This is a genomic window from Fulvimarina pelagi HTCC2506 (assembly GCF_000153705.1).
Taxonomy (GTDB): Bacteria; Pseudomonadota; Alphaproteobacteria; order Rhizobiales; family Rhizobiaceae; genus Fulvimarina; species Fulvimarina pelagi.
The window spans coordinates 1914835-1940101 of sequence record NZ_DS022272.1 but is presented as its reverse complement, the minus strand read 5'-3'; the positions used below and the strand labels follow the sequence as shown (position 1 = coordinate 1940101).

General features: G+C 61.6%; 15 protein-coding genes and 1 tRNA gene. 8 read left to right on the top strand and 8 right to left on the bottom strand.

Annotated elements, in window-relative coordinates:
• Positions 1-20: 20 nt before the first annotated feature.
• Both recN and FP2506_RS08980 read left to right on the top strand, forming a co-directional pair.
• Complete coding sequence (gene recN / locus FP2506_RS08985; protein WP_007067139.1) at positions 21-1691, top strand: DNA repair protein RecN; 1671 nt, start codon at positions 21-23, stop codon at positions 1689-1691.
• Positions 1692-2798, top strand: a complete 1107-nt coding sequence (locus FP2506_RS08980; protein ID WP_007067138.1) for an FAD-dependent oxidoreductase — start codon at positions 1692-1694, stop codon at positions 2796-2798. It begins immediately after the preceding gene.
• 10 nt (positions 2799-2808) lie between these two features.
• Here FP2506_RS08980 and FP2506_RS08975 read toward each other — a convergent pair whose 3' ends face one another.
• Positions 2809-3135, bottom strand: a complete 327-nt coding sequence (locus FP2506_RS08975) for a type II toxin-antitoxin system RelE/ParE family toxin (protein WP_007067137.1) — start codon at positions 3133-3135, stop codon at positions 2809-2811.
• A 3-nt stretch (positions 3136-3138) separates the two neighbouring features.
• Entirely contained in the window at positions 3139-3405 is a 267-nt protein-coding gene (locus tag FP2506_RS08970; protein WP_148227520.1) for a ribbon-helix-helix domain-containing protein, read from the bottom strand.
• 160 nt (positions 3406-3565) lie between these two features.
• On the opposite strand from FP2506_RS08970, the gene ligA reads away from it, so the two are divergent.
• Positions 3566-6031: an NAD-dependent DNA ligase LigA gene (gene ligA, locus FP2506_RS08965; RefSeq protein WP_007067135.1), complete on the top strand. Its 2466-nt coding sequence runs from the start codon at positions 3566-3568 to the stop codon at positions 6029-6031.
• Between the two features lie 84 nt (positions 6032-6115).
• Here ligA and FP2506_RS08960 read toward each other — a convergent pair whose 3' ends face one another.
• Complete coding sequence (locus FP2506_RS08960) at positions 6116-6604, bottom strand: BA14K family protein (protein ID WP_007067134.1); 489 nt, start codon at positions 6602-6604, stop codon at positions 6116-6118.
• Positions 6605-6874: 270 nt separating this feature from the next.
• On the opposite strand from FP2506_RS08960, the gene FP2506_RS08955 reads away from it, so the two are divergent.
• The 4 genes from FP2506_RS08955 to glgB all read left to right on the top strand — a co-directional run bounded on the left by FP2506_RS08955 (position 6875) and on the right by glgB (position 15609).
• Positions 6875-7726, top strand: coding sequence for a fumarylacetoacetate hydrolase family protein (locus FP2506_RS08955; RefSeq protein WP_040489044.1), 852 nt, complete (start codon positions 6875-6877; stop codon positions 7724-7726).
• A gap of 211 nt (positions 7727-7937) precedes the next feature.
• Positions 7938-9986, top strand: a complete 2049-nt coding sequence (locus tag FP2506_RS08950; RefSeq protein WP_202814188.1) for an alpha-1,4-glucan--maltose-1-phosphate maltosyltransferase — start codon at positions 7938-7940, stop codon at positions 9984-9986.
• A gap of 77 nt (positions 9987-10063) precedes the next feature.
• On the top strand, positions 10064-13393 hold the full coding sequence (gene treS / locus FP2506_RS08945) for a maltose alpha-D-glucosyltransferase (protein WP_007067130.1): 3330 nt from the start codon (positions 10064-10066) through the stop codon (positions 13391-13393).
• Positions 13390-15609, top strand: a complete 2220-nt coding sequence (gene glgB / locus FP2506_RS08940; RefSeq protein ID WP_007067129.1) for a 1,4-alpha-glucan branching protein GlgB — start codon at positions 13390-13392, stop codon at positions 15607-15609. Before treS ends, glgB begins: the two co-directional genes overlap by 4 nt.
• Before the next feature lie 457 nt (positions 15610-16066).
• On the opposite strand, the gene FP2506_RS08935 is transcribed toward glgB, so the two are convergent.
• Both FP2506_RS08935 and FP2506_RS08930 read right to left on the bottom strand, forming a co-directional pair.
• On the bottom strand, positions 16067-19201 hold the full coding sequence (locus FP2506_RS08935; protein ID WP_007067127.1) for an efflux RND transporter permease subunit: 3135 nt from the start codon (positions 19199-19201) through the stop codon (positions 16067-16069).
• The gene (locus tag FP2506_RS08930; RefSeq protein WP_007067126.1) at positions 19198-20544 is read right to left on the bottom strand and encodes an efflux RND transporter periplasmic adaptor subunit; all 1347 of its coding nucleotides are present in this window, start codon (positions 20542-20544) and stop codon (positions 19198-19200) included. The genes FP2506_RS08935 and FP2506_RS08930 overlap by 4 nt, the downstream gene beginning before the upstream one ends.
• A 282-nt stretch (positions 20545-20826) precedes the next feature.
• Here FP2506_RS08930 and ribB point away from each other — a divergent pair, with 282 nt between their 5' ends.
• Positions 20827-21954, top strand: a complete 1128-nt coding sequence (gene ribB, locus FP2506_RS08925) for a 3,4-dihydroxy-2-butanone-4-phosphate synthase (RefSeq protein ID WP_007067125.1) — start codon at positions 20827-20829, stop codon at positions 21952-21954.
• 33 nt (positions 21955-21987) lie between these two features.
• Here ribB and FP2506_RS08920 read toward each other — a convergent pair.
• The 3 genes from FP2506_RS08920 to mdoH all read right to left on the bottom strand — a co-directional run bounded on the left by FP2506_RS08920 (position 21988) and on the right by mdoH (position 25167).
• Positions 21988-22064 (bottom strand) — tRNA-Ile (locus FP2506_RS08920).
• Positions 22065-22117: 53 nt separating this feature from the next.
• Complete coding sequence (locus tag FP2506_RS08915; RefSeq protein WP_007067124.1) at positions 22118-23338, bottom strand: OpgC family protein; 1221 nt, start codon at positions 23336-23338, stop codon at positions 22118-22120.
• On the bottom strand, positions 23335-25167 hold the full coding sequence (mdoH, locus tag FP2506_RS08910) for a glucans biosynthesis glucosyltransferase MdoH (RefSeq protein ID WP_244404150.1): 1833 nt from the start codon (positions 25165-25167) through the stop codon (positions 23335-23337). Before mdoH ends, FP2506_RS08915 begins: the two co-directional genes overlap by 4 nt.
• Between the last annotated feature and the right edge of the window lie 100 nt (positions 25168-25267).

Below are 25267 nucleotides of genomic sequence, written 5' to 3'. Positions count from 1 at the left end.
GCGCCGATCCAAGCCCGCACATGCTCGTTCACCTCGCAATTCGCGATATCGTCCTCATCGAACGGCTCGACCTGTCGCTGAGCGAGGGTCTCGCCGTTCTGACCGGCGAGACGGGTGCAGGCAAGTCCATCATGCTCGACGCGTTGTCTCTAGCCCTCGGTGGGCGTGGTGACGGCTCGCTGGTGCGCCATGGCGCCGAACGCGGCGAGGTGACGGCGGTCTTCGATGTGCCAGGCACCCACCGGGTGCGGGAGGTGCTCAGCGAGAACGGCTATGACAATGACAGCGACGTCATTCTCAGGCGAGTTCAGAACGCTGACGGTCGTACGCGGGTCTTTGTCAATGACCGTCCAGCCAGCGTCGGCCTGATGCGCGAACTCGGTGAAGCCTTGGTTGAAATCCACGGTCAGCATGCCGACCGCGCGCTCGTCGATGCCGGCGCCCACCGCGATCTTCTCGACGCCTTCGGCGGTCTCCAGCCATTGGTGGCCGAGGTCAGCACTGCTTTTAGCGCTTGGCGCCGGGCGCGCGCTGAACTCGATCAGTACCTGAAGAAAGTTGAGGCGGCGGCCCGCGAGGCCGATTATCTGCGCGCGAGTGTCGACGAACTCTCCGAACTTGCACCGGTCGCCGGCGAAGAGGAGGAACTCGCCGAGCGTCGCGCGATCATGATGAAGTCGGAAAAGATCGCGACCGACGTCAACGACGCGAACGACGAGCTCTCAGGCCCAACCTCGCCAATGCCATCTCTCGTCAATCTGCTGAAGCGGCTCGACCGAAAACGCGACGAGGTTCCGGGCCTCCTCGACGAGGTGATCGAGCGGCTTGGTACGGGCGTCGACGCACTCTCGGACGCTCAAATGGCGCTGGAAACGGCCATGCGTTCGCTCGAATTCGACCCGCGCGCTTTGGAGGAGGCCGAGGAGCGCCTCTTTGCCCTGCGTGCTGCGAGCCGCAAGTTTTCCGTGCCTGTCGACGAATTGCCTGATCTGACGGCGAAGATGGTCGGCGATCTCGCCGAACTCGATGCCGGCGAGGAGCGTGTCCATACGCTGGAAGCCGAGGTTGCCGAGCGTCGGAAGACCTATGATGGCCTTGCATCGCGGCTCTCGGAACGCCGGTACGAGACGGCTGAAACGCTGACCGAGGCGGTCATGGGGGAACTACCCGATCTGAAGCTCGAACGCGCCGCGTTCATCGTCAATATCGTTCGGACTGAGGATAGAGGCAGCGCGAGCGGGATCGACGATATCGAGTTCCACGTGCGTACCAATCCCGGAACGCGGGCAGGCCCGATGATGAAGGTTGCTTCCGGCGGCGAACTCTCGCGTTTTCTGCTGGCCTTAAAGGTTGCGCTCGCCGATCGCGGCTCCGCACCGACGCTCGTCTTCGATGAGATCGACACTGGCGTGGGCGGTGCTGTTGCCGATGCGATCGGGCGGCGGCTAGCACGGCTTTCCCAGACCGTTCAGGTGCTTGCCGTCACCCACGCGCCGCAGGTCGCTGCGCGGGCGGCGACGCATCTCCTGATTTCCAAGGCCGATACGGCTGAGGCCGATAGGGTAGCGACCCGCGTTTCTGAGATAAAGAGCGACACCCGGCGCGAGGAGATCGCGCGCATGCTGGCGGGCGAGACCGTGACCGACGAGGCCCGAGCCGCCGCCGACCAGTTGATCGGAATGAGGGCCTGAATGATAGTGCCCGCCGACAAACCGCTCGTCATCGCAGGGGCAGGCCCGGTCGGCTTGGCGCTTGCCGTCGAGGCGGTGCGGCGTGGCCTTGACGTGCGGATTGTCGACCGGGACGAGGGACCGACCGCGCCAGAAGAATCCCGCGCGCTGGGAATCTTACCGACGACCCTCGCCGTGCTGCGCGCGTCCGGTGTCTCCGAACGGCTTCTGGCGGAAGGCCAACCCATCCGCCGTGTGAAGATCGCGTGGGCCGGCCGGCCGGCGGCCGAATTCTCGCTCGAGGCGGCCAGCACCCCGACACCGTTCATCCTTTCTCTGCCGCAGGGGCGCACCGAACGCGCGATGATCGACTGGCTCTCCGGGCGCGGGGTCGAAGTCGAATGGGGTGTCGAACTGACGGGCTTGGAAGATACTCGCTCTCCGACCGCGATCCTGTCGACGGGCGAGCGGCTCGCGGCCTACGCTCTCGCGGGCTGCGACGGTATTCATTCTGCCGTGCGCGCACATCTCGATTTGCCTTGGGTTGGCGACCGTTATCCGACGAAGTTCGCTCTAGCTGATATCCGTCTCAGGACGCCGATCGAAGCTGATTGTGTCCAGCTTTCGCTGGGCGGCCCAAACGGTACGCGCGCTTTTCTGCCGTTCTGCCCTGATTTCGGCCGGCTGATCGGCGTGGTGGACGATCCTCAGACGCTCGTTGACGAGCGCAACGATATCGCATCGGTCGGTTGGACATCGAGCTTCGAGGTAGCCTTCCACCGCGCCGAGCGGATGTCGCGCGGCATGGTCTTTCTGGCCGGTGATGCCGCGCACGAGCATTCCCCGGTCGGTGGGCGCGGCATGAATCTCGGGATCTGGGATGCAGCCTGGCTGGCTTATCTTCTCAGCGAGAAGCGTGCCAGCGAGTACGAGATGCGTCGTATGCCGAGCGTGAAGAAAGTGCTCGAACAGACCCGCTCAATGACAGACACCGTCACTGCTCCTCCAAGGTGGACCGGCGCTGTCCTTCGCTTCGCACTTCCCGCGGCTTTGAAACTGCCACTGGTCCGCAGGCGGATCGCGAACCGTCTACTTGCGCTCGATTTGCCGCAACCCGTGTGGCTTTGAGCTTCGGCGACTAGAGGTCGTCGTCCTGCGCGCCACCCATGATCGAGGCGTAGTCCTTGCCGCCGTAGAAGACGTTCACCACGACGATCTCCGCGTCGAAAATCCGATAGAGGATGACCGTCGAGCGCTCGAACGGAACGAGGCGGATGCCCTCACCGAGATCGGATCGCGCGACTCCGCCGCGAGGGGCGTTGCCGATCTTCATGCAGCGAGCCTTGATCCGATCCGTAAAGCCCAAAGCGACATCGGTCGATCCGGAGAGGTCCGCGATGAATCGACCGATCTCAGTCAGGTCCCGGATAGCCTGTTCCGAGAGCCGGACCGCGAGTGTTCGCATCGATCAGCGGGACGATGTGATATTCTGCCGGACGCGCACGAAAGCCTCCTCGATCGGCACTGAGGGACGCGGATCGGCCAGGGAGGCGGCCACCTTGTCGCGGATCTCTTCGAGCCGCTTTTTGCGAGCCGCCGCATCGCGTGCGGCGATCCATTCCGCCAGCGCTTCGGCGACGGCGTCGCTCGTTGTGCCGTATGCGCCGGACCGAACCTCGTCTTCGAGGAAGCTGACCATCTTCGAGGGCAGCGTCACGCTCAATTCTCTAGGCATCGTCCGCGGTCGTCCTCTCGGTCGTTCGTCGATCAGCTTAAAATGGGGACCGCGCCGCGGCAAGGAAGGATGCAGGCGTGAGACGCCAAGCCATTCGCCTTTCCTTTCGAGTGCGATATGGGAGGGTTCCCATCGAGATCGAGCAGGAGCAGCGCGGAGAATGGCCGAAACACCGGTCGAGAACCTGGACGAAACGGAAGCTGCGTCAGAGCTGGAGCGACTCGCCCGGGAGATCGCCGAGCACGACCGGGCCTATTACGGCGACGACGCGCCGACGCTTTCCGATGCAGACTATGACGCTCTGCGGCGTCGGAATACCGCCATCGAGGCGCGGTTTCCTGCGCTGATCCGCGCCGATTCGCCGTCGAAGCGCGTCGGCGCCGCGCCCTCGACGACGTTCGCCAAGGTACGCCATGCCGTGCCGATGCTTTCCCTCGACAACGCCTTCACCGAAGAAGACGTCGCTGACTTCGCCAAGCGCGTTCGGCGTATCGCGAAGCTCCAGGACACCGACGGACTGGGCATCACGGCTGAGCCGAAGATCGACGGTCTCTCTCTGTCGCTTCGCTATGTGAACGGAGAACTGGAAACCGCCGCGACGCGAGGAGATGGGACGGTCGGGGAGGATGTAACCCCAAACGCACGAACGGTCGATGACATCCCGGTGCGGATCGACCGCGCGCCGAAAGTCTTCGAGGTCCGTGGCGAGGTTTACATGGCTCATGCGGATTTTGCCGCGCTCAACGAGCGCCAGGAAGCGGCCGGCAAACCGCGCTTTGCCAATCCGCGCAATGCGGCCGCCGGCTCGCTGCGCCAGAAGGATGCGGAGGTCACGCGGTCACGGCCCTTGCGCTTTTTCGCTTACGCCTGGGGCGAGGCGAGCGAGGTGCCGGGCGAGACGCAGAGCGAGGTCGTCGCAGCGATCGGCAAGTTTGGGTTTCCAGTCAACGAACTCATGCAGCGCTTCGAGACCATCGACGCGCTGATCGAGCATTATCGCCGGATCGAGGAGAACCGGGCGAGTTTAGGTTACGATATCGACGGCGTTGTCTATAAAGTCGACGATCTGAGATTGCAGAAGGATCTCGGCTTCGTCTCGCGCTTTCCGCGGTGGGCGATCGCCCACAAGTTCGCGGCGGAGAAGGCAACGACTGTCCTCAAGGGCATCGATGTCACCACAGGGCGCACCGGTGCGCTCAACCCGATCGCACGGCTGGAGCCGGTGACTGTCGGCGGGGTCGTCGTCTCCAACGCGACGCTTCACAATGAAGATTATATCGCCGGGATAGACGCCGATGGCGAGACCATTCGGCCGAGCGGGCTCGACATTCGCATCGGCGACACGGTCGTCATTCAGCGGGCCGGCGATGTCATTCCGCAGATCATCGATGTCGTCGCTGAGAAGCGACCGGCGGGTGCGAAGCCGTTTGTCTTCCCGACTCACTGCGCAGTCTGCGGCTCGAACGCCGTACGCGAGATGAACCCGCGCACTGGGCGTCCCGATTCCAAGCGCCATTGCACAGCGGGCCTTACCTGCCCGGCCCAGGGACGCGAAGGGCTGAAGCATCTCGTGTCGCGCTCCGCATTCGATATCGAGGGGCTCGGCGAAACGCTGGTCGAGGCGTTGTTCGATGAAGGCCTCGTGCGCCAGCCAGCCGATATCTTCACCCTCGATTTTGAGAAGATGAAGGCGCTTCTCGAAGAGCGGGCCCTGGCTGCCCGCCGCGAGAGGGAGGCGGCCGAGGACGAGGCGGCGCGGGCTGAGGGGCGCGAACCGAAGGTGCGCGGGGACGATCGGGCCTACGACTACACCAAGAGCACTCAGAACATCTTCGACGGGATAGACGCGCGCCGAACTCTTCCGCTTGAGCGTTTCATCTTCGGTCTTGGAATACCCAATGTCGGCGAAACGACGGCGAAGGCGCTTGCCCGCCACTTCTCCGATGTCGCGGCCTTGATCGGAGGGGTGGATGCAGCTGAGAAAGGCAAGCCCGGCTCGGCATGGATCGAACTCTCGGCGCTAAAAGGTATCGGCGAAAAGAGCTTCGAGCAGATTCTCGACCTCGATCAATCGAAGCTGAATGAAGAGACATACGACCCTACGCGCGATCCTGCGGCAGGTCTGAACGTCACGCGGCGCAAGAGCCTGAAGGAGCGCTATGGCGATGCCTCGCGTATCCGCGCGGCGATACTGGAGGCGAAGCAAACGGCGCCCACTCAGGCCTATCTAAACCTCACGACGGATAGCGACATCGGTACGGTGGCAACCCAGTCGCTGATCAATTTCTTTGCCGAGGATCACAATCGACAGGCCGTCGATGCCCTGCTGAAGGCAGGCGTTTCGACAACGAACGAGCGGATGACGGCGGTCGCCTCAAACGACTCGCCCGTCTCCGGGCTCACAATCGTCTTCACCGGTTCGCTCGAGAAGATGACGCGGGAGGCGGCAAAGGAGATGGCGGAAGGGCTTGGTGCGAAAGTTTCGGGTTCTGTCTCGAATAAGACCGATCTGGTCGTGGCTGGGCCTGGAGCCGGCTCGAAGCTGAGCAAGGCTTCTGAATTGGGTATCGAAGTAATCGACGAGGATGCCTGGTTCAAACGCATCGGGCGTGACCCGGCAGGGTAGGTGCTCTCTATCGACGTGAAGCGAAAACGCCGCCGACCTTTTCGGGTCGGCGGCGCTTTGTGTCTCGGGCACTCGGTCCACCGCTTACCGGCAGAGCTGACGCGGGCCGTGATAGGGCTGGAACGTGCCCGAGCGGGCGTCGAACGAGCGATATCGGGCTGCGCAGTAACGATACCAGGCTCCAGTCCACGGACGTGGTGCACCGCCATAGCTGCGAGCCACAGGGCGGGTACGGTAAACGGGGCGCGGTTCGTAATAGCGCGGCTGGCTGGCGAGCGCGGCGCCAAGTCCGAGGCCGACGATTCCGCCGATGACTGCCGCGGCCGCTGCATTGCCGCCACGATGGCGGCGATGACCATAGCGGCGGTGGCCGCGATAGTGCCGTGGGCCGCGATAGTAGCGATCGCCGCGATAGTAGTGTCCGCCGCGGTAATGACGATAATAGGGGTCGGCCTTAGCCGCAGTTACGCTGATACCCGGGAGAGAGACGCCAGCGGGGATCGTCGCGGGAGCGAGCGAAAAGGCGAGGGTCAGCGCCAGGATCTTGACGCTGAAGGCTTTCAAGAAAGACATCGGATTTCCTCATCCAAGGGAGAGCTCGACAAAGCGCTCCAAGACCTGAACAGCAGGTGAACGGCCTCCTTTGAACATTGTTGAAAATCTAGCCGCCATTTTTGCGCTTTGGTCAAGCGCGTAGCGCTCGGTTTCTCCGCCAACGCGCATGTGTGGGCTAGCTCTAAGCGGTTCTTTTTGTTCGAAAAGCGCTGGACTGAAGCCGTCGCCGTGCAATGTGTCTCGTGCGGGACTGGAAAAACCGACGAGAGTTCAGGCGGGGAGAATTTCATGCGCTTGCTGCGATATGGGGAGATGGGCGCCGAGAAGCCCGGGCTCATCGACGACGAGCAGGTCATTCGAGACCTTTCGATGGAAATCGAAGACCTATCCGGCAACAACCTGTCACGTCACAGCCTCAAGCGGCTCGCGGCGATCGATCCGAAGAGCTTACCGAAGATCGACCCCTCCCATCGGCTCGGTGCGCCAATCGCCCGCGTCGGTCACTTTATCGCGATTGGGCTCAACTATGCGGATCATGCTGCGGAAACCGGTGCTGATCTGCCGGTCGAGCCGCTGGTCTTTTCGAAGGCGCCCTCCTCGATATGCGGTCCGCACGACGAACTACCGATACCGCCGGGATCGACGAAGCTCGACTGGGAGGTCGAACTCGCGGTGGTCATCGGCGAGCGGGCCTATAACATCAATGAAACGGAGGCGATGAACCATGTTGCCGGCTTCTGCCTGTGTAACGATGTCTCCGAACGCGCCTTCCAGAAAGAGCGCGGTGGCCAGTTCATCAAGGGCAAGAGTTCGCCGCGAACCGGCGCGCTCGGGCCCTGGCTCGTCACGCCCGACCGGTTGGGCGACCCACAACAGCTCGACCTGTGGCTGAGCGTTAACGGCGAGATCCGGCAGCGCGGGACGACACGTGACATGCTCTTTTCGGCGGCATTCATCGTCTCCTACCTCTCCAAATTCATGATCCTCGAGCCCGGCGATGTGATCACCACAGGAACTCCGTCGGGGGTAGGCGCCGGTATGACGCCGCCGCAGTTTCTGAGGGAGGGCGATATTCTCACGCTCGGCATCGGCGGCCTTGGCGAGCAGCGCCAGGTCGTCGTTAGATCGGCTGCAAGCTGAACGCGCCTCGTCTTGCGACTTGGAACCCGGCAGAACCCGGTTCGGTCGAACGGCGTTCGTCCTGTCGTGGCTGTCGCGAGGATTAAAGCGGCCGCAACCGCTGGACATGGGGCGGCGCGCGCCTATCCCTTCTCAACAATCTTCGATGTCCGGCTTTCGTAGGCCGGCGTAGGTCTCGTTCCCTCGAAACGGCAATCGGAAGGCATCGCCCATGGTTGAAGCGAAAACGTCCGAACCCAAAAAAAGGAAGGCGAAGAAGGCCGAAGTGCCCATGAAGAGCCCGTTCGAAGCCGACCTTATGCAGCTGGCCGAAAACCGGCTCGCAATCGAAGGGGTCACGCCGATGATCGACGGCGGGCGTTTTGCGGTGAAGCGGGTCGAGAACGAGGACCTGACAATTTCGGCCGACGTCTTCTCCGACGGTCACGACAAGATCGCGGCCGCCGTCGTCTATGGCGGGGCTGGTGCGAGCAATTGGACCGAGACGCCGCTTACCTTTCTAGTCAACGATCGCTGGGAAGCGGTAATCCGGTTCGAGCAGCCCGGCCCATATCGCTATTCGATCATCGCTTGGCGCGATCTTTACGCGACGTGGCGGGACGAGGCGAAGAAGAAGCTTGATGCCGGCAAGCTGACTGATCTCGAACTCACTGAAGCGCGCGAGCTCGTCAAAGCGGCACAAAACTCCGGTCGCGGGAGCAAGGCGGACCAGAAAGCGCTCGTCACACTGCACGAGCGGCTAGAAAAGGCGGCGGGGCACGGCGATTCCACAGCTCAATATTCGCTGATGATGAACGCAGAAACGATCGCGCTCCTTGAACGGGCTGGCAACAGGACGAACCTTTCGCGCTTTCCCGGCGATATTCCGGTCTGGGTCGACCGGACGGTGGCCGCCTTCTCCGCTTGGTACGAACTCTTCCCACGATCCCAATCCGGCGATCCGGGGCGGCACGGCACCTTCGCCGATGTCGAGAAGCGCTTGCCGGACATCCAGGAAATGGGTTTCGACGTCCTTTATTTCCCGCCGATCCACCCGATCGGCAAGACGAACCGGAAGGGCAAGAACAATACTCTGACGCCTGACGAAGGCGATCCGGGCAGCCCTTATGCGATTGGCTCGCCCGAGGGCGGGCACAATGCGCTCCATCCCGAACTCGGTAGTTTCGAGGACCTTGCACGCCTGATTGCGAAGGCGAAGGAGCATGGCCTTGAGATTGCTATCGACTACGCCATCCAGTGCTCGCCAGATCATCCGTGGATCAAGGAGCATCCAGAATGGTTCGACTGGAGGCCTGACGGGACGATCAAGTTCGCCGAGAACCCGCCGAAGAAATACGAGGACATCGTCAACGTACACTTCTATCGCGGGGCTCTCCCAACGCTCTGGTACGAGCTGCGCGACAGTTTCCTGTTCTGGCTGGAAAAGGGCGTGCGCATCTTCCGGGTCGATAACCCACACACGAAAGCGTTCCCGTTCTGGGAATGGGTCATTGCGGAAATCCGTAAGGTCGATCCGGGCGTGATCTTTCTCGCCGAAGCCTTCACGCGGCCGAAGGTGATGAAGCGCCTCGCGAAGGTGGGCTACAACCAGTCCTATTCCTACTTCACCTGGCGGAACAAGAAGTGGGAGCTGCAGGAATATCTGACGGAGCTTACCACCGAGGAATGCGCCGAATACATGCGGCCGAACTTCTTCGTGAACACGCCGGACATCAACCCGATCTATCTCCAGACGTCCGGTCGGCCGGGGTTTCGCACGCGGCTGGCGCTCGCCGCGTCGCTCGGCGGCAACTACGGCGTCTACTCGGGTTTCGAGCTTTGCGAATTCCTGCCCGTACCGGGCAAGGAGGAATATCTCAATTCCGAAAAGTACGAGATCCGTGCCTTTGACTGGAAGGCTGAAGGGAACATCCGCGACGACATCGCCTTCTTCAACCGGCTTCGGAACAACGAGCCCGCGATGCAGGACTTTCGGTCACTCGCGTTCTTCAATTTCTGGAACGATCAGGTGCTCTATTACGGCAAGCGCACAGCAGACCGCTCGTCCTATCTCCTCATTATGGTCAACCTCGACCCGCACCACCCACAGGGTGGCCATTTCGAGGTTCCGCTCTGGGAGTTCGGCATGGGCGACGACGGTCTGATCCAGGCGGAGAATTTGGCCAGCGGGCAGGTTGTCGCTTGGCACGGCAAGGTTCAGCACTGGTGGCTGGACCCATCCGAATGCCCTTACGCCGTCTTCAAGCTGAGTTCGGCCTGACGCCTCGACGCCGGTCCGTCCGGTATCCGACCCTTCGCGCAACGATCCTCAAGAACGCTCGAAAGACCTCTTGCTCGATGAATGAAATCGTCACCGCCGCAGCGCTCGACCCTTCGGGCGGAATCGATCCAGACGCCCCGGACTGGTACAAGGATGCGATCATCTACCAACTGCACGTCAAGACGTTCGCCGACACGAACGGCGACGGTGTCGGCGATTTTCCCGGCCTTCTTTCGAAGCTCGACTACATCCAGGAACTGGGGGTTACGGCGATCTGGCTGCTGCCGTTCTATCCCTCTCCTCTGCGCGACGACGGTTACGACATCTCCGACTATCGATCGGTCAATCCATCCTACGGCACTATCGAGGATGTCGAGCGGCTGATCGAGGAAGCACACAAGCGCGGCATGAAGGTGATCACCGAGCTGGTGATTAATCATACATCGGACCAGCATCCCTGGTTCCAGGCAGCCCGGCATGCGCCGAAGGGCTCACCCGAACGCGACTTCTACGTCTGGGCGGACGACGATAAGGGCTACGATCTCACCCGCATCATATTCACCGACACCGAAACGTCGAACTGGACCTGGGACCCGGTCGCCCAGCAATATTTCTGGCACCGCTTCTTCTCGCACCAGCCCGACCTCAACTTCGACAATCCGAAGGTGATGGAAGAGGTGCTCTCGGTAATGCACTTCTGGCTCGACAAAGGCGTCGACGGCCTGCGGCTCGACGCGATCCCCTACCTCGTCGAGCGGGAGGGGACGAACAACGAGAATCTGCCCGAAACTCATGACGTGCTGAAGGCGATCCGCGCCGATCTCGACGAGCACTATCCCGATCGCATGCTTCTCGCCGAGGCGAACCAGTGGCCGGAGGACACGCGTCCCTATTTTGGCGAGGGCGACGAATGCCATATGGCGTTTCACTTTCCGCTGATGCCGCGCATGTACATGGCGGTCGCTCAGGAAGATCGGCACCCGATCACCGATATCATGCGGCAGACGCCGGAGATTCCGGAGAACTGCCAGTGGGCGATCTTCCTTCGGAACCATGACGAGCTGACGCTCGAAATGGTCACCGAGGAGGAACGCGACTATCTCTGGTCGACCTATGCCGCCGACTCCCGCGCTCGTATCAATCTCGGGATCCGACGCCGGCTTGCGCCTCTCATGGGCAACGACCGACGCAAGGTTGAGCTTCTCAACGCGCTTTTGATGTCGATGCCCGGAACGCCTGTCGTCTATTACGGCGACGAGATCGGCATGGGCGACAACTATTATCTCGGCGATCGCGACGGTGTTCGTACTCCGATGCAGTGGTCCGCCGACCGTAACGGGGGCTTTTCCCGCGCCGATCCGCAGCGGCTTTATCTGCCGGTCATTCAGGACGCGATCTACGGCTATCAGGCGCTCAACGTCGAGGCGCAGTCGAAGAATCCGGCTTCGCAGCTCAACTGGGTGCGCCGGCTGATCCAGGTGCGTCGCACGAAGGAGGCGTTCGGGCGCGGCACGATCGATTTTCTCTTGCCGTCGAACCGCAAGATCCTCGCTTACCTGCGCGAGTTCGGCGACGAGAAGGTGCTGATCGTCGCCAATCTGTCCTCGTCGGCGCAGGCCGTCGAACTGGATCTGTCCAGGCACGCGGGCTCGACCCCGGTCGAGATGCTCGGTCTTTCGGCCTTCCCGCAAATCGGTGAGCTCCCCTACATGCTCACGCTGCCGGCCTATGGCTTCTTCTGGTTCGACCTCTCTGCAGCGCCGTCCACCAATCGGATCGACGCTCCGACGCCTCTACCGGCCTTCTCGACGCTGGTTGCGCCCGGCGATCTCCAGTCGACGATCGGTGGCCGCAATCTCACCGAACTGAAGACTGTACTGCCCGAATTCGTCGGCAATCAGCGCTGGTTCGCAGCGAAGTCGGAGCATCCGCGACGCGTCGACATGAAGGTTCTCGGCCCGCCGACGCCCGATGCGAAGCGCCACCTCTTCACCGAGGTGGTCGTGCCCGCGAAAGATGGCGAGCAGCGTTACCTCATGCCGCTCTCCGTCAATTGGGGCGAGCACAATCTAAGCACCCAGGAACCGAATTTGCCCTATACGGTGGCGAAGGTCCGGCAGGGCCCGAAGATCGGGGCGCTGGTCGACGGCACGCGCAGCGGAGAATTCGCCAAGATCGTCGTTTCGCTGATCGCGGCCGACACCAATATCGATCTCGTCGGCGGCGAGCTCGTTGTCGAGGCCTCCAAGACCGAGAAGGAGGGGCTTTCTCAATCGCTTCTCGTCGATACGGATGCGATCCGGGTTCTTACCGGCGAGCAGTCGAACACCTCGGTCATGATCGGTGCTCAGGCGATCCTCAAATATTACCGCCGGCTGCGCGACGGTATCCAGCCGGAACTGGAGGTCACCCGCTTCCTCACAGAGAAGACGGATTTCGATGCTGCACCCGCTCTTTACGGTTCGATCGAACTCGTCCGTGAGGATGGTACCCGAACCGCGATTGCCGCTCTTTTCGAGCAGATACAGAACCAGGGCGATGCCTGGACGGTGATCGTCGATGCGCTATCCCGTTATCTGCGCGACCACGCCTACATCCATCAGGGCGAGGGCACTGGCGTTCAGGGCGAAGAAGCGGCAGCCGAGCAGCAACTTATGATCCAGATCGATCCGGGCGAAGTGCTCGGTCGGCGGACCGGTGAGATGCATGCCGCCCTTTCAACAGTAACGGGTGACGAAGCTTTCGACCCGGAACCCTTCGATGACGAGCGCTACATGAAGCTCGTCGGTGAAGCCAAGGCTGAGGCGAAGGAAGCGCTCGACATCCTGCGAGAGGCAAAGCCGCATCTGCCGTCCGACGAGATCGAGGCGGTCGATCGTCTGGTCTCGGCAGAGAAGGACATCCTCACCTGGTTCGATCGGTTCGGCGGGCTGAAAGTGCGTGCCCACAAGATCCGCATCCATGGCGACTATCATCTCGGCCAGGTGCTGGTCGCGAAGAACGACGTCGTCATCCTCGATTTCGAAGGCGAGCCGGGCCGTACGCTGGACGAGCGGCGCGAGAAGTTTTCGCCGCTGCGCGACGTCGCCGGTATGATTCGTTCGTTCGACTACGCCGCCTTCGCCGCACGAGACCGCGCCGGCCCGGTGGACGAACAGACGGCGGAACGCCTGCGCGAGATGTCGCTGGCGTGGCGTGACGAGGTCACCGAGGATTTCCTCCAGCATTGGAGCACAGCTTCCGGCATTTCGCTTGACGACGATGCGATGGGGCAGCTGCTCGACCTCTTCGTCCTCCAAAAGGCATTCTACGAACTGCGCTATGAGGCCGCCATGCGTCCGGCATGGCTGTCGATTCCGCTCCGCGGCATCATCGCGCTTCTCGAGAAAAGACAGGTTTTGAAATGAGCTCGACCACAAACGCTCCCGGGATCGACCATCGGCCCGATGAAAGCCAAGCCTGGGAAATCGGGCGCGGCGTTCACGGCGACCCATTTGCCATCCTCGGCCGGTTCGAGGTCGAAGGTGGCTCGATCGTCCGTGTCTATCGGCCGGGGGCGCATAGCGCCACCGTGGTCGACGCTGCCGGTAGGGAACTCGGGCAGCTGGAACAGTTTGGGCCTGAGGAGTTCTATTCGGGTTTCGTGCCGGGATTGACCGCCCAGACGCCCTACCACATGCGCTACACCCACAAGGATGAAGCGTGGGAAGAGGAAGATCCTTACCGCTTCGGGCCGATCCTCGGTGAACAGGACGTCTATCTCCTCGCCGAAGGCAATCACTACAGGATGTACGAGAAGCTCGGCGCCCATCCGATGGACAATGGCGGCGTGAAGGGCACTGCCTTTGCGGTTTGGGCACCGAATGCCCGGCGCGTTTCCGTCGTCGGCAACTTTAACTCCTGGGATGGCCGGCGTTCGGTCATGCGTAAGCGTCACGAATGCGGGGTGTGGGAACTCTTCATCCCCCATATCGGTAAGGGCGAGATCTACAAGTACGAGGTGATCGGCCCAGACGGCGCGATGCAGCCATTGAAGGCCGATCCTGTCGGCTTCCGGCAGGAACTCGCACCCTCCACCGCCTCTGTGGTGCAGGGGCTGGTCCAGCACGAATGGAAAGACCAGGCGTTCCAGTCCCATTCGGCCGGCTGGCAGAACCGTGAGAAGCCGATCGCGATCTACGAAGTCCATCTTGGTTCCTGGCAGCGCGGATCGGAAAATCGCTTCCTCGACTATGACGAGATCGCCGAGAAGTTGGCGACATATGTCGAAGAGATGGGCTTCACCCATGTCGAGCTGATGCCGGTCTCCGAACATCCGTTTTACGGCTCTTGGGGTTATCAGCCGATCGGCATGTTCTCGCCGTCTTCCCGCTACGGCTCGCCGGAAGGATTTGCTCGTCTCGTCGACACGATGCACCAGAAGGGCATCGGCGTTCTGGTCGATTGGGTGCCGGGCCACTTCCCGACCGATTCACATGGACCGGGCCTCTTCGACGGGCGACCGATCTACGAGCACCCGAACCCGAACCGCGGCTTTCACAAGGACTGGAACACACTGATCTACGACTACGGCCGGCCCGAGGTAAAAAACTACCTCGTCGCAAATGGCCTCTACTGGCTGGATCAGTTTCATATCGACGGTTTGCGGATCGATGCTGTCGCTTCGATGCTTTACCTCGACTATTCGCGCAATGATGGCGAGTGGGAGCCGAATATCCATGGAGGGCGCGAAAATCTGGAGGCCATGGCGTTCCTGAAGGATACCAACGAACGCGTCGGTGAGTATTTTCCCAAGGCGTCGACCCACGCCGAGGAATCGACAGCTTTCCCGGACGTCTCGCGCCCGACCTATGCCGGCGGTCTTGGTTTCCACTTCAAGTGGAACATGGGCTGGATGCACGACACCCTGCATTACATGCAGGAAGATCCGATCAACCGGCGCTACCACCACCACCACATGACCTTCGGCATGGTCTACGCCTATTCTGAAAACTTCGTCCTGCCGATCAGCCACGATGAGGTCGTCTACGGCAAGGGATCGATGATCGAGAAGATGCCGGGCGACGAGTGGCAGAAGTTTGCGAACCTGCGCGCCTATTACGGGTTTATGTGGACCCATCCCGGTAAGAAGCTGCTCTTCATGGGTCAGGAATTTGGCCAGTGGCGCGAATGGAACCACGATCAGTCTCTCGACTGGCATCTGGTCGAAGAGGAGGGCAGCCGGCATAAGGGTTTGCAAACGCTCGTGCGCGATCTCAACCGAATGTATCGGGAAATCCCTGCCTTGCACGAGCTGGACTGCGAGCCAGCCGGTTTCGAATGGGTCGACACAGCCAACGTCGAACAAAGCATCCTTGCCTATGCCCGCAAGGACAGAGCTGGGCGCACGGTGCTGATCGTCTGCAACTTCACGCCGGTACCGCGCCACGACTATCGCGTCGGCGTATCGAAGGCCGGCACTTGGACCGAGCGCCTCAATACGGATGCGGAGGTTTATGGGGGCTCCAATGTCGGCAATATGGGCGGCAAGGAAGCCGAAGAGCACTCGGTGCACGGCCGTCCCTATTCGATCTCACTAAGCTTGCCCCCGCTGGGCACGATCGTGATGGTCCACGAGGACTGATCGGCGGCATCCGTTCGACATGAATTGAGTAGCATCGGCGGTTATTGCCGGTGCCGTTTCCCTTTTTCCGACGTTCTGGTGGACTTTCCTGTCGAGGAGGAGCATGAGGCGTCCCGCTTCCTCGAAGAACTCTGCACCGAAGAGAAGCTACCACTCGATGCCCTCTCACTTCGTACGATGAGCGCAGAATTTTCGAGCGAAACGGCACCGATATGCTGGTGCTTCCATTAGCGATTCACGGTGGATCGACGTCGACTTCCCGTTTCCATTCCATGCTCCGTCACTCTCGGGCTCCGTCCCGAGAGTCCAGCGCAGGCCCTGCGGCGCGGATTTGACGTGGTCATAGTCTGGAAGCCGAGCGGAGAGTCCGGCCTGGATCCTCGGCACGGTGGCCGAGGATGACGAAGTGCGGAGTTTATGGCCGTCTCGCATCTAGTCACCGCACCCATCCCGTCGCCTACTCCCCCGGCACCATCTGGGTTTCCGCCGCGCGAAGGTCGTTCTCCAGCCTCGCGGCGCGCTCCGCATTGGGTGCCGAGAAGCGACCGAGGAGAAGGTAGGCAACCGGCGTCAGGTAAAGCGTCGAGATAGTTGCGAGGCCGAGGCCGCCGACGATGACGACCCCAAGTGCTTGGCGGGCCTCGGCGCCGGCACCGGAGGAAAGTACCAGCGGTAGGCCTCCGACGACGGTTGCAATCATGGTCATCATGACGGGGCGCAGACGGATGGTTGCGGCCTGCTCGGCGGCTTCACGCACGCTCTTTCCTTCCTCGCGCAGTTGGTTGGCGAATTCGACTACGAGAATGCCGTTCTTCGCCATGATGCCGACGAGAAGCACAAGCCCGATCTGGCTGTAGAGATTGAGTGTCGTGCCGAAAAATTCGAGTGCGAAGACCGCGCAGGCAACTCCAAGCGGCACGGTCGCGATGATGATCAACGCAGAAATGAAACTCTCGAACTGCGCCGCCAGAACGAGCAGAATAACCACGATGGCGAAGGCGAACACCAGGGCAAGACCGCTATTCGTTTCGCCGATAGTTGCAAGTTCGCCAAGCGGAACAAGGCGCTGGTTCGGTTCAAGATAGTCTGAGATGACGGCCTGTACGTCGACCCATGCGTCCTGCATTGCCATGCCTTGCGGAAGGTCGGCCGAGATCGAAACAGCGCGGGCGCGGTTCTCGCGAGTGAGCTCGGGCGCGACCGCTTCTTCCGAGATACTGGCGATGGTCGAGATCGGCACGATTCGCCCATCACCCGCCTTGACGAAGACGTTTTCCAGATCGCCCGGATCGTTAATCGGATCGGTCGAGGCGATAAGTCGGATTGGCACTTCCTTGTCGGCAACATAGGTTTGGCCGATCCGGCGCCCGTCAAGCAGCGCCTGGATCGCGGTCGCAAGGCCGTCGATCTCGATGCCGAGATCGGACGCGCGCTCGCGATCGATGGAGACGGAAAGCTGCGGCTGGGTGGCTTCCGAGCCGAGCCGCACCCGGCCGAAACGGCCATCTTCCTCCATCGCGGTCACGATAGCGTCGGCGGTGTCGGCAAGGGCGGCGAACTCCTGGCCGGCGACTGCGAAGCGAAGGCCTTCGCCGCCGCCGCGAATGCCGAGCGAATTGGGCTGGATCGCGAAAGCCCGCACGCCGGGGATCGATCGCAGATTGCCATTGATCTCTGAGACGATTTCGCCCTGGCCACGCACCCGCTCGTCCCAGCCGACGAGGGAGAGCACCATAAAGCCTGAATTAGAGCCGCCGAAACCGGAAATCGCGAAGACATTGTCGGCTTCGCCGCTGTCGACATAGGGTGTCAGGATCGACTCCACTTTGCGCATCTGGGCATTGGTGTAGTCGAGGCTCGCGCCCTGGGGCGCAGACATACGCAGGAGGACGACGGCGCGGTCTTCTGGCGGCGTCAGTTCCTGTGGCAGCTGAAGGAAGCTGAGATAGGCTGCGGCCGAGAACAGAACGGCGCTGCCGACGGTCGCAAGCGGATAAATCAGGGCGCGCCGCAGGCTGATCCGGTAAAGGCTCGCAAGCCATCCGCCGATGCCTTGGACGGAGTGCGTGAAGATGTTGGGCCGCCGCCGCCGCGAGAGGTCCTTAAGCAGGAACGCCGCCATCATCGGGCAGAGCGTGAGCGCGATGAAGGACGAGATCGTCACCGCCGCCGCCAGCACGTAGCCGAATTCACGGAAGAGACCGCCGGCCTGACCGGGCAGAAACGAAATCGGCACGAAGACCGCGGCGAGCGTCGCGGTGGTTGAGACGACAGCGAAGAACATTTCGCGCGCGCCGACAACTGCCGCCGCCCGTGGCGCAAGACCCATGTCGCGTCGGCGCACGATGTTTTCCAGAACGATGATCGCGTCGTCGACGACCATGCCAGTTGCCAAGACGAGGGCGAGCAGGCTGAGGATGTTGATCGAGAAGCCTGCCATGTAAATGAAGGCGACAACGCCGATCAGTGCAATCGGCATGGTGACTGCCGGAATCAGTGTCGCTCGGATATTGAGCAGGAATAGGAAGATGACACCGGTCACGATCATTACGGCGAGGATCAGTGTGAACTGAACCTCCGAGATCGCGCCGTTGATGAAGATCGCGTCGTCGCTGGTGACTTGCATGGAAACGCTGTCGGGCAGCGAGGCGTTGAGGCGGTCGACCTCAGCCCGCACGGCATCGGAAATCTCCAGGGTCGAATAGCCGGCCTGGCGGATGATCGCGAGGCCGATTCCGGTCGTTCCGGTCACGCGTAGCGCGGTCGCCGCGTCGTCCGGTCCGAAGCGCACGCTCGCGACGTCGCCGAGCCGGGTAAGGCCGTTGAGATAGATCGCCTCGAATTCCTCGGGAGTGGAGATATTGGCGTCTGCACGGACGATCAGCGACTGGGAGGTCGATTCCAACTGGCCGGCAGGAACGTCGAGATTGGCGTTGGCGAGGGAGGTCGCGATGTCGCCGACGGTCAGGCCGCGGGTCGCTAGCCGGTCGGGCTGGACGTCGACGAAGATCTGGCGTTCGCGCTCGCCGTAGACCCGCAGGGCGGCAACGCCTTCCACCGCCGACAGCTGATCCTCGATGCGGTCGTCGACCAGTGTCGTCAGGTCCTCGATGTTCATGCCTGGTGCGGTGACTGCGAGGCGCATGATCGCCTGCGCATCGGCATCAGCCTTGACGATTTCCGGGTTTTCCGCGTTCTCAGGCAGGTTGTCGGCTATGCGGCCGACCGCGTCACGCACGTCGCTGGCGGCGACGTTGAGATCGACCGTATCGTTGAACTCGATCGTGACCTGAGACTCGCCGAATTCCGATTGGGAGGAAATCGACGAGATGCCGGAAACCCGCGAGACCGCGCTTTCGAGCTGGCTGGTGAGCTGGCGGTCGACCGTTTCGGGCGAGGCGCCTTCGAATTCGACCTCCACGGTGACCACCGGCCGGTCGACGTTGGGAAGCTCGCGTACCTCGACCGCGTTGAAGGCCGCTAGGCCCGCGACCACGATGAGAAGGTTCAATACGATCGTCAGCACCGGCCGGGTGACGACGAGCGCGGCGAAGCTGCCGAGCGCGCTCGGTTTGTCTTTCGTCTCGCTCACGATCCGCTCCGATCAGCGGTTTCGGGGACCGGTACGCCGCTGCGCTCGCGTCCGCTCTCAACGCTCCGCGACTGGTCCTCACCGTCTGACGATGCCGCACCGACATCCTCGGTCGGGTTCGCTTCGGCCGCGACAATCGGTCGGTCGGCTTGGCTCATCTCCGCACTGGGAGCGACATCGCGAACCTCGACATCCAGATCGAGCCCCTCTCGCATCGATTGAATGCCTTCGACGACTACGAGGTCACCGTCTTCGAGAGCATTCGAGACGACAAGAACCCGGTCGATATCGCGCTGCACGATCCTGACCGGCGCCTTCCCGGCCCTGTCGTCACGAACCACCCAGACGAAGGGGCCGCTACGCTCCCAGACGACAGCGAGCGGATCGGTCGCGAGATAGGTCTCGCCGTCGAGAGCAACTGTGACGGTGAAGGACATACCCGGCCTTAACCGGTCATCGCGATTAACGATGACGCCTTCGGTGCGAACCGTGCGACTGTCTTCGGCAACCCGGCTATCGATCGCCGCGATTTCGCCTTCGTAGGTCTGATCGGGCCGAGCGACCGGCACGGCAGTGAGATCGGTACCGATATCGATATCGGTTAGGTAGCGTTCCGGGGTGAAGAAGACGAGCTTCAGCTGATCGCGTGCATCGATGGTCGCGATTTCTGTGGACTCTTCAACGAGGCTGCCGCGCTCCACCTGGACGATGCCGATGCGCCCGTCGATCGGCGCGCGGATTTCCCGTTTTGAAAGAGCGATTCGCGCCTCGCGCAGGTCAAGCCGGGCTGAATCCAGTTCCCGTGCGGCATCGCTCACCTCGACATTCGTCGAGGCGTTGCGCTGGCGCAGCTGCTGGAAGCGCGAGAGTTTGTCCTCGGCGGCCTGGACCGTGAGTGAAGCGCGATCGACTGCTACGGCCTCGGTCGAACTCTCGAGCCGCACCAAGGACTGCCCGGCGCTCACCTGTTGCCCCGACGACACCAGAACTTCCTCGATGACGCCAGATGTATTGTCCGGGACGACGGTCACGGAGCGGATCGCCTCGGCGCTCGCGAGGGTCTTCAGATCGGTGCGGCTCGCTTCCAGCGTCACCGGTGATGCGATCGCGGGAGTGGTGCCGCCGCCGCCGAAGGAGCCGCGCCCGGGACCTTGCGCCTGTTCGGGAGCCGGTTGAGCAGCCTCCGGTGCGATCATCGCGACGCCTTGGCGAAGCGTGTCCTTGTAGGGGATATCCCATGCTAGGATCGTTCGACCTATTTCCGGCTTCACCCAGATCAGTCCGGCAAGCCCGAGGGTAAGTATTAAGGCCGTAACCACGATCTGTTTGAGAAACGAAAGCATTGAGGTCCGTATGGCGAATTTTGGTGATTAGAAGCTTCGGCCCGCCGCAGACGGACACGATACACCCACCGGTTATACGGCAGAAGCGTTGTAGCGGCGTAACGATTTGTAAGCATGCGTCCTGTTGCGGTCACTTACGCGCGAGGGCTTCGCGAGCGCCACGAACATCAGTCCGGTGATCGGACCATTCAAATCCATGGCGAAACCGACTAAACCGGCCGTCTGATGCGATTCACCTAAGGGCCGGCGTTTTGATCGGCAAAGTATGAGGTTGGCTGGACGATGAGCGAGACCGATCTGACACTCGACAAGGTCGAGGATGCGATTGCAGCGATCCGCAACGGCGAACTCGTCGTCGTGGTGGACGACGCCGACAGGGAGAACGAGGGTGATCTCATCATGGCGGCGTCCAAGGCGACGCCGGAGAACATGGCTTTCATGATCCGCTATACGAGCGGCATCATCTGCGTGCCGATGACAGGCGAGCGCTCCGAAAAGCTTAATCTGCCGCCGATGGTCGCCAACAATCTCGATCCAATGCGTACCGCATTTACGGTCTCGGTCGACTACAAGCATGGTATGACCACCGGCATCTCGGCTGACGAGCGTTGCAACACCGCGCGCGCACTCGCGAACGACAATGCAGCAGGCTCCGATTTCCTGCGGCCGGGGCACATGTTCCCGCTCATTGCCCGCGACGGAGGCGTTCTCATACGCTCCGGGCACACTGAGGCTGGAACCGATCTTGCACGGCTGGCCGGCCTCCCCGAAGTCGGCGTACTGGCCGAGGTCGTCAACGACGACGGGACGGTCATGCGCCTGCCGGAACTTGTGCCGTTCGCCCGAGCGCATGGGCTGAAGATCGTATCCATCGAGGACATGATCGCCTGGCGCGTGCGTCGCGAATCCTTCGTGAAGGCGGTGCGCGAAGAGACGATGACAATCGGTGGGCTGACCGGGCAGATCCGGATTTATGAGACCCCGTTCGACGATCTGCAGCATGTGGTTGCGGTCTTCGGCGACGTAAGGGAAGGGGAGGGCGTTCCGGTCCGCATCCATCGGGAACAGCCGGTGACGGACCTTTTCGGCCGCACGCGCGACACGAAAACCTGGGTAGAGATCGCAGTCGACGAGATCGGCAAGCTCGGACACGGCGTGCTGATGCTTTTGCGGACACCGGAGGTCGATGAATTCGATCTCGGCGACACTGTTATCGACCATGCCGACGGCGAGAAACACCAGTCGGCGATCTCGCGGCGGAAACGCTGGCGTGAGGTCGGCCTTGGGGCGCAAATCCTGCGCGATCTCCAGATCCGATCGATCCGCGAAATCGCTAGTCACGAACGTGCCTATGTCGGTCTGACCGGCTTTGGGATCGAGGTCACAGGAACGATCCTGGTGAGGGGCTGAGTGCGTTCGCTGGATTCACAAGGGACGCCATTCTGGTGGGCCCGGAGGGACTCGAACCCCCAACCAAGCGGTTATGAGCCGCCGGCTCTAACCAGTTGAGCTACAGGCCCGGCCAGCCCCACCGCCTAAACCAAACGCTGGCGGGCGACAAGCATCAAAATCATCATCGCGTCGCGACCTTCTTCGGATAGGACGCCTGTACGGTTTGGGGCTGCAGACCATCGGTCCGGCTCGCAATACTCGGCGCGACCTTCGCCTCGCGACTCTTTGCCATTGTCTTCTGATAGGTACCCCACCATTCCAGCCACTGAACCAGTGCGAACTGCAGCGCAAGTCCGACCAGGAGAAGGCCAGTGTCGAAGACGAAGTCCTGTTCACGCCCGAACTTGATGACCTGACAGACGAGTGACAGCATCGTGCCGAAGGCGAAGATGGGTAGCGAGTGTCGGCCCATGGCCGCGACGATGTTCTCACGGCTGATCTTCGCGAAGGGCGAATGGCTAACGGCATTTGCGAAGACGTAGGCGAGGGCCAGAACGTGCAGGACGCGTGGCACGGCCGCGAAAGTCTTGTCGAGGCTGGCGATCGCCGGCGGCAGCGGGTCGAGGCCGTAGATCAGGAACCAAAGGCCGTAACGCGTGGTGACGAAGGCAAACAGCAGATAGGCGAGCGCGAGCCCGAGAAGCCACGGTCTGTAGGGAACGGATGGTTTGCCATCGGCCTTTCGCAGCCCACCGTAGAGGCCTGCTGCGAATATCAATTGCCATGCGATCGGATTGAAGAACCAGCCGCCTGGGTTCGGAAAGGCCGGGATGTTGAGATAAAAGAGCCAGGACGACGCCCATAGCGCAATCGCCGAACCCAGCATGAGTTCGCGACTGATCGAAGCGAGCCAGAGATGGAGCGGCACCATCAGCAGAAGCACGATATAAAGCGGCAAGATATTCACATAGCCGAACTGATGCCCGAAGCTTGCCAATCCGAAATAGGCTTCGAGCGGTTCATCCAGAAGTGCAGCGAGGTTCATCCGGTGCATCATCTCGCCTTCACCGAAGGCGAGCGTGGCCCAGGCAAAGAGACCGATCGTGAGCACTGTCAAAGTCATCTGGACAAGGAACAGTGTCCCGGCGCGTCGAAACGCTTTGACCGTTGCAAACAGCCTCTGTCCGGCGAGAAAGGGGCGGCCGTAAGCGAAAGCGGCGGCAAATCCTGCGAGGAAGACGAAAAGCTCCGCAGCATCCGAGAAGCCGAAGTTGCGCGAGGTGTAGCTTTCCCAGAAAGTGCCCGGCACATGATTCACGAAGATCATGATGAGAGCGACGCCACGCCAGAAATCGATCCGGTTGTCTCGAGCAGTGACAGGTTTTGGGGCGACTATCGTCATGAGTTCTTCGATGCGGCAGGCGGGGAGGGGATAGCAGTGACGCCGCCTTCGCTAGCCGCTTTGATCGCGGCTTTTTTTTGAGCATCCCATTCCGGTCCGGCCGATAATTCCTCGCGCCAGCGATCGGCCGACAGGATGACGGGATGGGGATCCAACTCGAACGGGGTCCGGAACAGGCCGATCCGGTTGACCGCATCCCCCAAACGCGGGCTAGCCGTGACCGAAATGAGCAGCGGGGCAATTACCAGCGGCACGGCGATCGGCAGCGTCCAAAGCAGAATCTCCGGCGCGTAATGGTAGGCCGCGTAGAGTACGGCGCCGCCAGCGAACACCATCCACCAACTTGCCAAAAATGCTGTTCCGAGCGAGACGCCTTGGTCCTCGCGATCGGTGGCAGGCCAGCCGGAATCGGCACCGACCAGAATTTCGGCTATCGCCTTCGACTGCATCATCATCGTGACTGGTGCAAGAAGCGATGTCAGCACGAGCTCGAACGTAGCGCCTGCAACGACCCGAACAGTACCCCCGAATGCTCTGCGCCGATGTGAGAAGGCCGATGCAAACGTAATGAGGGTCTTCGGCAGAAGCAGCAGCACGAATATACCGAAGAGTAGCAGCAGTGCCTTCTGTGTCTCGGGTTTAGGGAACACTGGGAACAGCGAGTCAGCCGGGAAATAGTTGGGTTCCGGCGCGATGATCGGGTCGACCAGACTGACCACTAGGAACATTAGCCAGATCGGGGAGGCGAGATAGGCCATGATCCCTGCGGCGAGTTGGATCCGATTCCACGTCTTGAACCCGCGCGCCGCGAGCAGCCACCCATGTTGAAGATTGCCCTGGCACCAGCGCCGATCGCGCTTGGCGTACTCGATGACGTTGGCAGGCGCTTCCTCGAAAGATCCTGGCAGGTCCGGATCGACACGAACGACATAGCCCGCTCTCGCGAGAAGCGCGGCCTCGACGTAGTCGTGGCTCAGGATCTGACCACCCAGAGGGGGCTTGCCCGGCAGACTCGGAAGACCACAATGGGCCGCGAACACACGCGTACGTATCATCGCGTTGTGGCCCCAGAACGGTCCTTCGCGCCCTTGCAGCGAAGCAAGTCCGCGGGAAAAGATGGGGGAGAAGATCGCGGCGGAAAATTGCAAGGCTCGGCCGAAGACGGTGCGGCGATTGATGATGAGCGGTTGCGACTGCAACAGCGCCAGATCTGGCTGATCGTCCATGCGCGCGACCATTTCGAGGATGGTCTCGGGGACCATCAGGCTATCGGCGTCGAGCACGAGCATATAGGGGTAAGCTCCCCCATGGGTGGTCACGAAATCGGCGATGTTTCCGGCCTTGCGCCCGATGTTTTTGGTCCGATGTCGATAAAAGAGGCGCCCTGCAAGCTTTAGCTTGCGCAAGACGAGCGTATAGGCTCGCTCTTCGGCTTCGACGGCTTCGGGCTTTGTAGAATCGCTGAGAATGTAGAAATGAAACGACTCGAGACGACCGGCTTTGCGCAGGCCCTCGGTCATCGCGGCGACCCGGGCACATACGGACGGAGCGTCCTCGTTATAAACTGGAATAAGGATCGCGGTGGTCGAGGCCGGCTGATGATGGCTACGTAGATTGCGGGAAGGGCTGCTCAGGGCTGAGGCCATCCCGAAGCAGGCGGTCATGAAACCCCACGCGAGCCATCCACAGCAGATCAGCAGAAGACCGGTCTGAACGATGTGAAAGCTCGTCGTGCCGTTAGCTGTGATGACTGTGAAAAAAAGGAACGCAGCCACGAACGACAGAAGAGCCGCGCTGACACAGAACGCGGTGCGGAGAATTGCGATCAAGTGATCATTCACTCCCGGATGCGGTTGCGGCGATTTTTAGACTATCTCGCCTTGAACTGTCCCTTCAAAGCGTTCGGCCGGTCAACTCTAAGTCCGCCTC

What these genes read in the sequence shown, in the direction of transcription:
- recN (WP_007067139.1), top strand. Translation starts at nt 21, where the DNA reads ATGCTCGTTCACCTCGCAATTCGCGATATCGTCCTCATCGAACGGCTC.
- FP2506_RS08980 (WP_007067138.1), top strand. Translation starts at nt 1,692, where the DNA reads ATGATAGTGCCCGCCGACAAACCGCTCGTCATCGCAGGGGCAGGCCCG.
- FP2506_RS08975 (WP_007067137.1), bottom strand. Translation starts at nt 3,135, where the DNA reads ATGCGAACACTCGCGGTCCGGCTCTCGGAACAGGCTATCCGGGACCTG.
- FP2506_RS08970 (WP_148227520.1), bottom strand. Translation starts at nt 3,405, where the DNA reads ATGCCTAGAGAATTGAGCGTGACGCTGCCCTCGAAGATGGTCAGCTTC.
- ligA (WP_007067135.1), top strand. Translation starts at nt 3,566, where the DNA reads ATGGCCGAAACACCGGTCGAGAACCTGGACGAAACGGAAGCTGCGTCA.
- FP2506_RS08960 (WP_007067134.1), bottom strand. Translation starts at nt 6,604, where the DNA reads ATGTCTTTCTTGAAAGCCTTCAGCGTCAAGATCCTGGCGCTGACCCTC.
- FP2506_RS08955 (WP_040489044.1), top strand. Translation starts at nt 6,875, where the DNA reads ATGCGCTTGCTGCGATATGGGGAGATGGGCGCCGAGAAGCCCGGGCTC.
- FP2506_RS08950 (WP_202814188.1), top strand. Translation starts at nt 7,938, where the DNA reads ATGGTTGAAGCGAAAACGTCCGAACCCAAAAAAAGGAAGGCGAAGAAG.
- treS (WP_007067130.1), top strand. Translation starts at nt 10,064, where the DNA reads ATGAATGAAATCGTCACCGCCGCAGCGCTCGACCCTTCGGGCGGAATC.
- glgB (WP_007067129.1), top strand. Translation starts at nt 13,390, where the DNA reads ATGAGCTCGACCACAAACGCTCCCGGGATCGACCATCGGCCCGATGAA.
- FP2506_RS08930 (WP_007067126.1), bottom strand. Translation starts at nt 20,544, where the DNA reads ATGCTTTCGTTTCTCAAACAGATCGTGGTTACGGCCTTAATACTTACC.
- ribB (WP_007067125.1), top strand. Translation starts at nt 20,827, where the DNA reads ATGAGCGAGACCGATCTGACACTCGACAAGGTCGAGGATGCGATTGCA.
- FP2506_RS08915 (WP_007067124.1), bottom strand. Translation starts at nt 23,338, where the DNA reads ATGACGATAGTCGCCCCAAAACCTGTCACTGCTCGAGACAACCGGATC.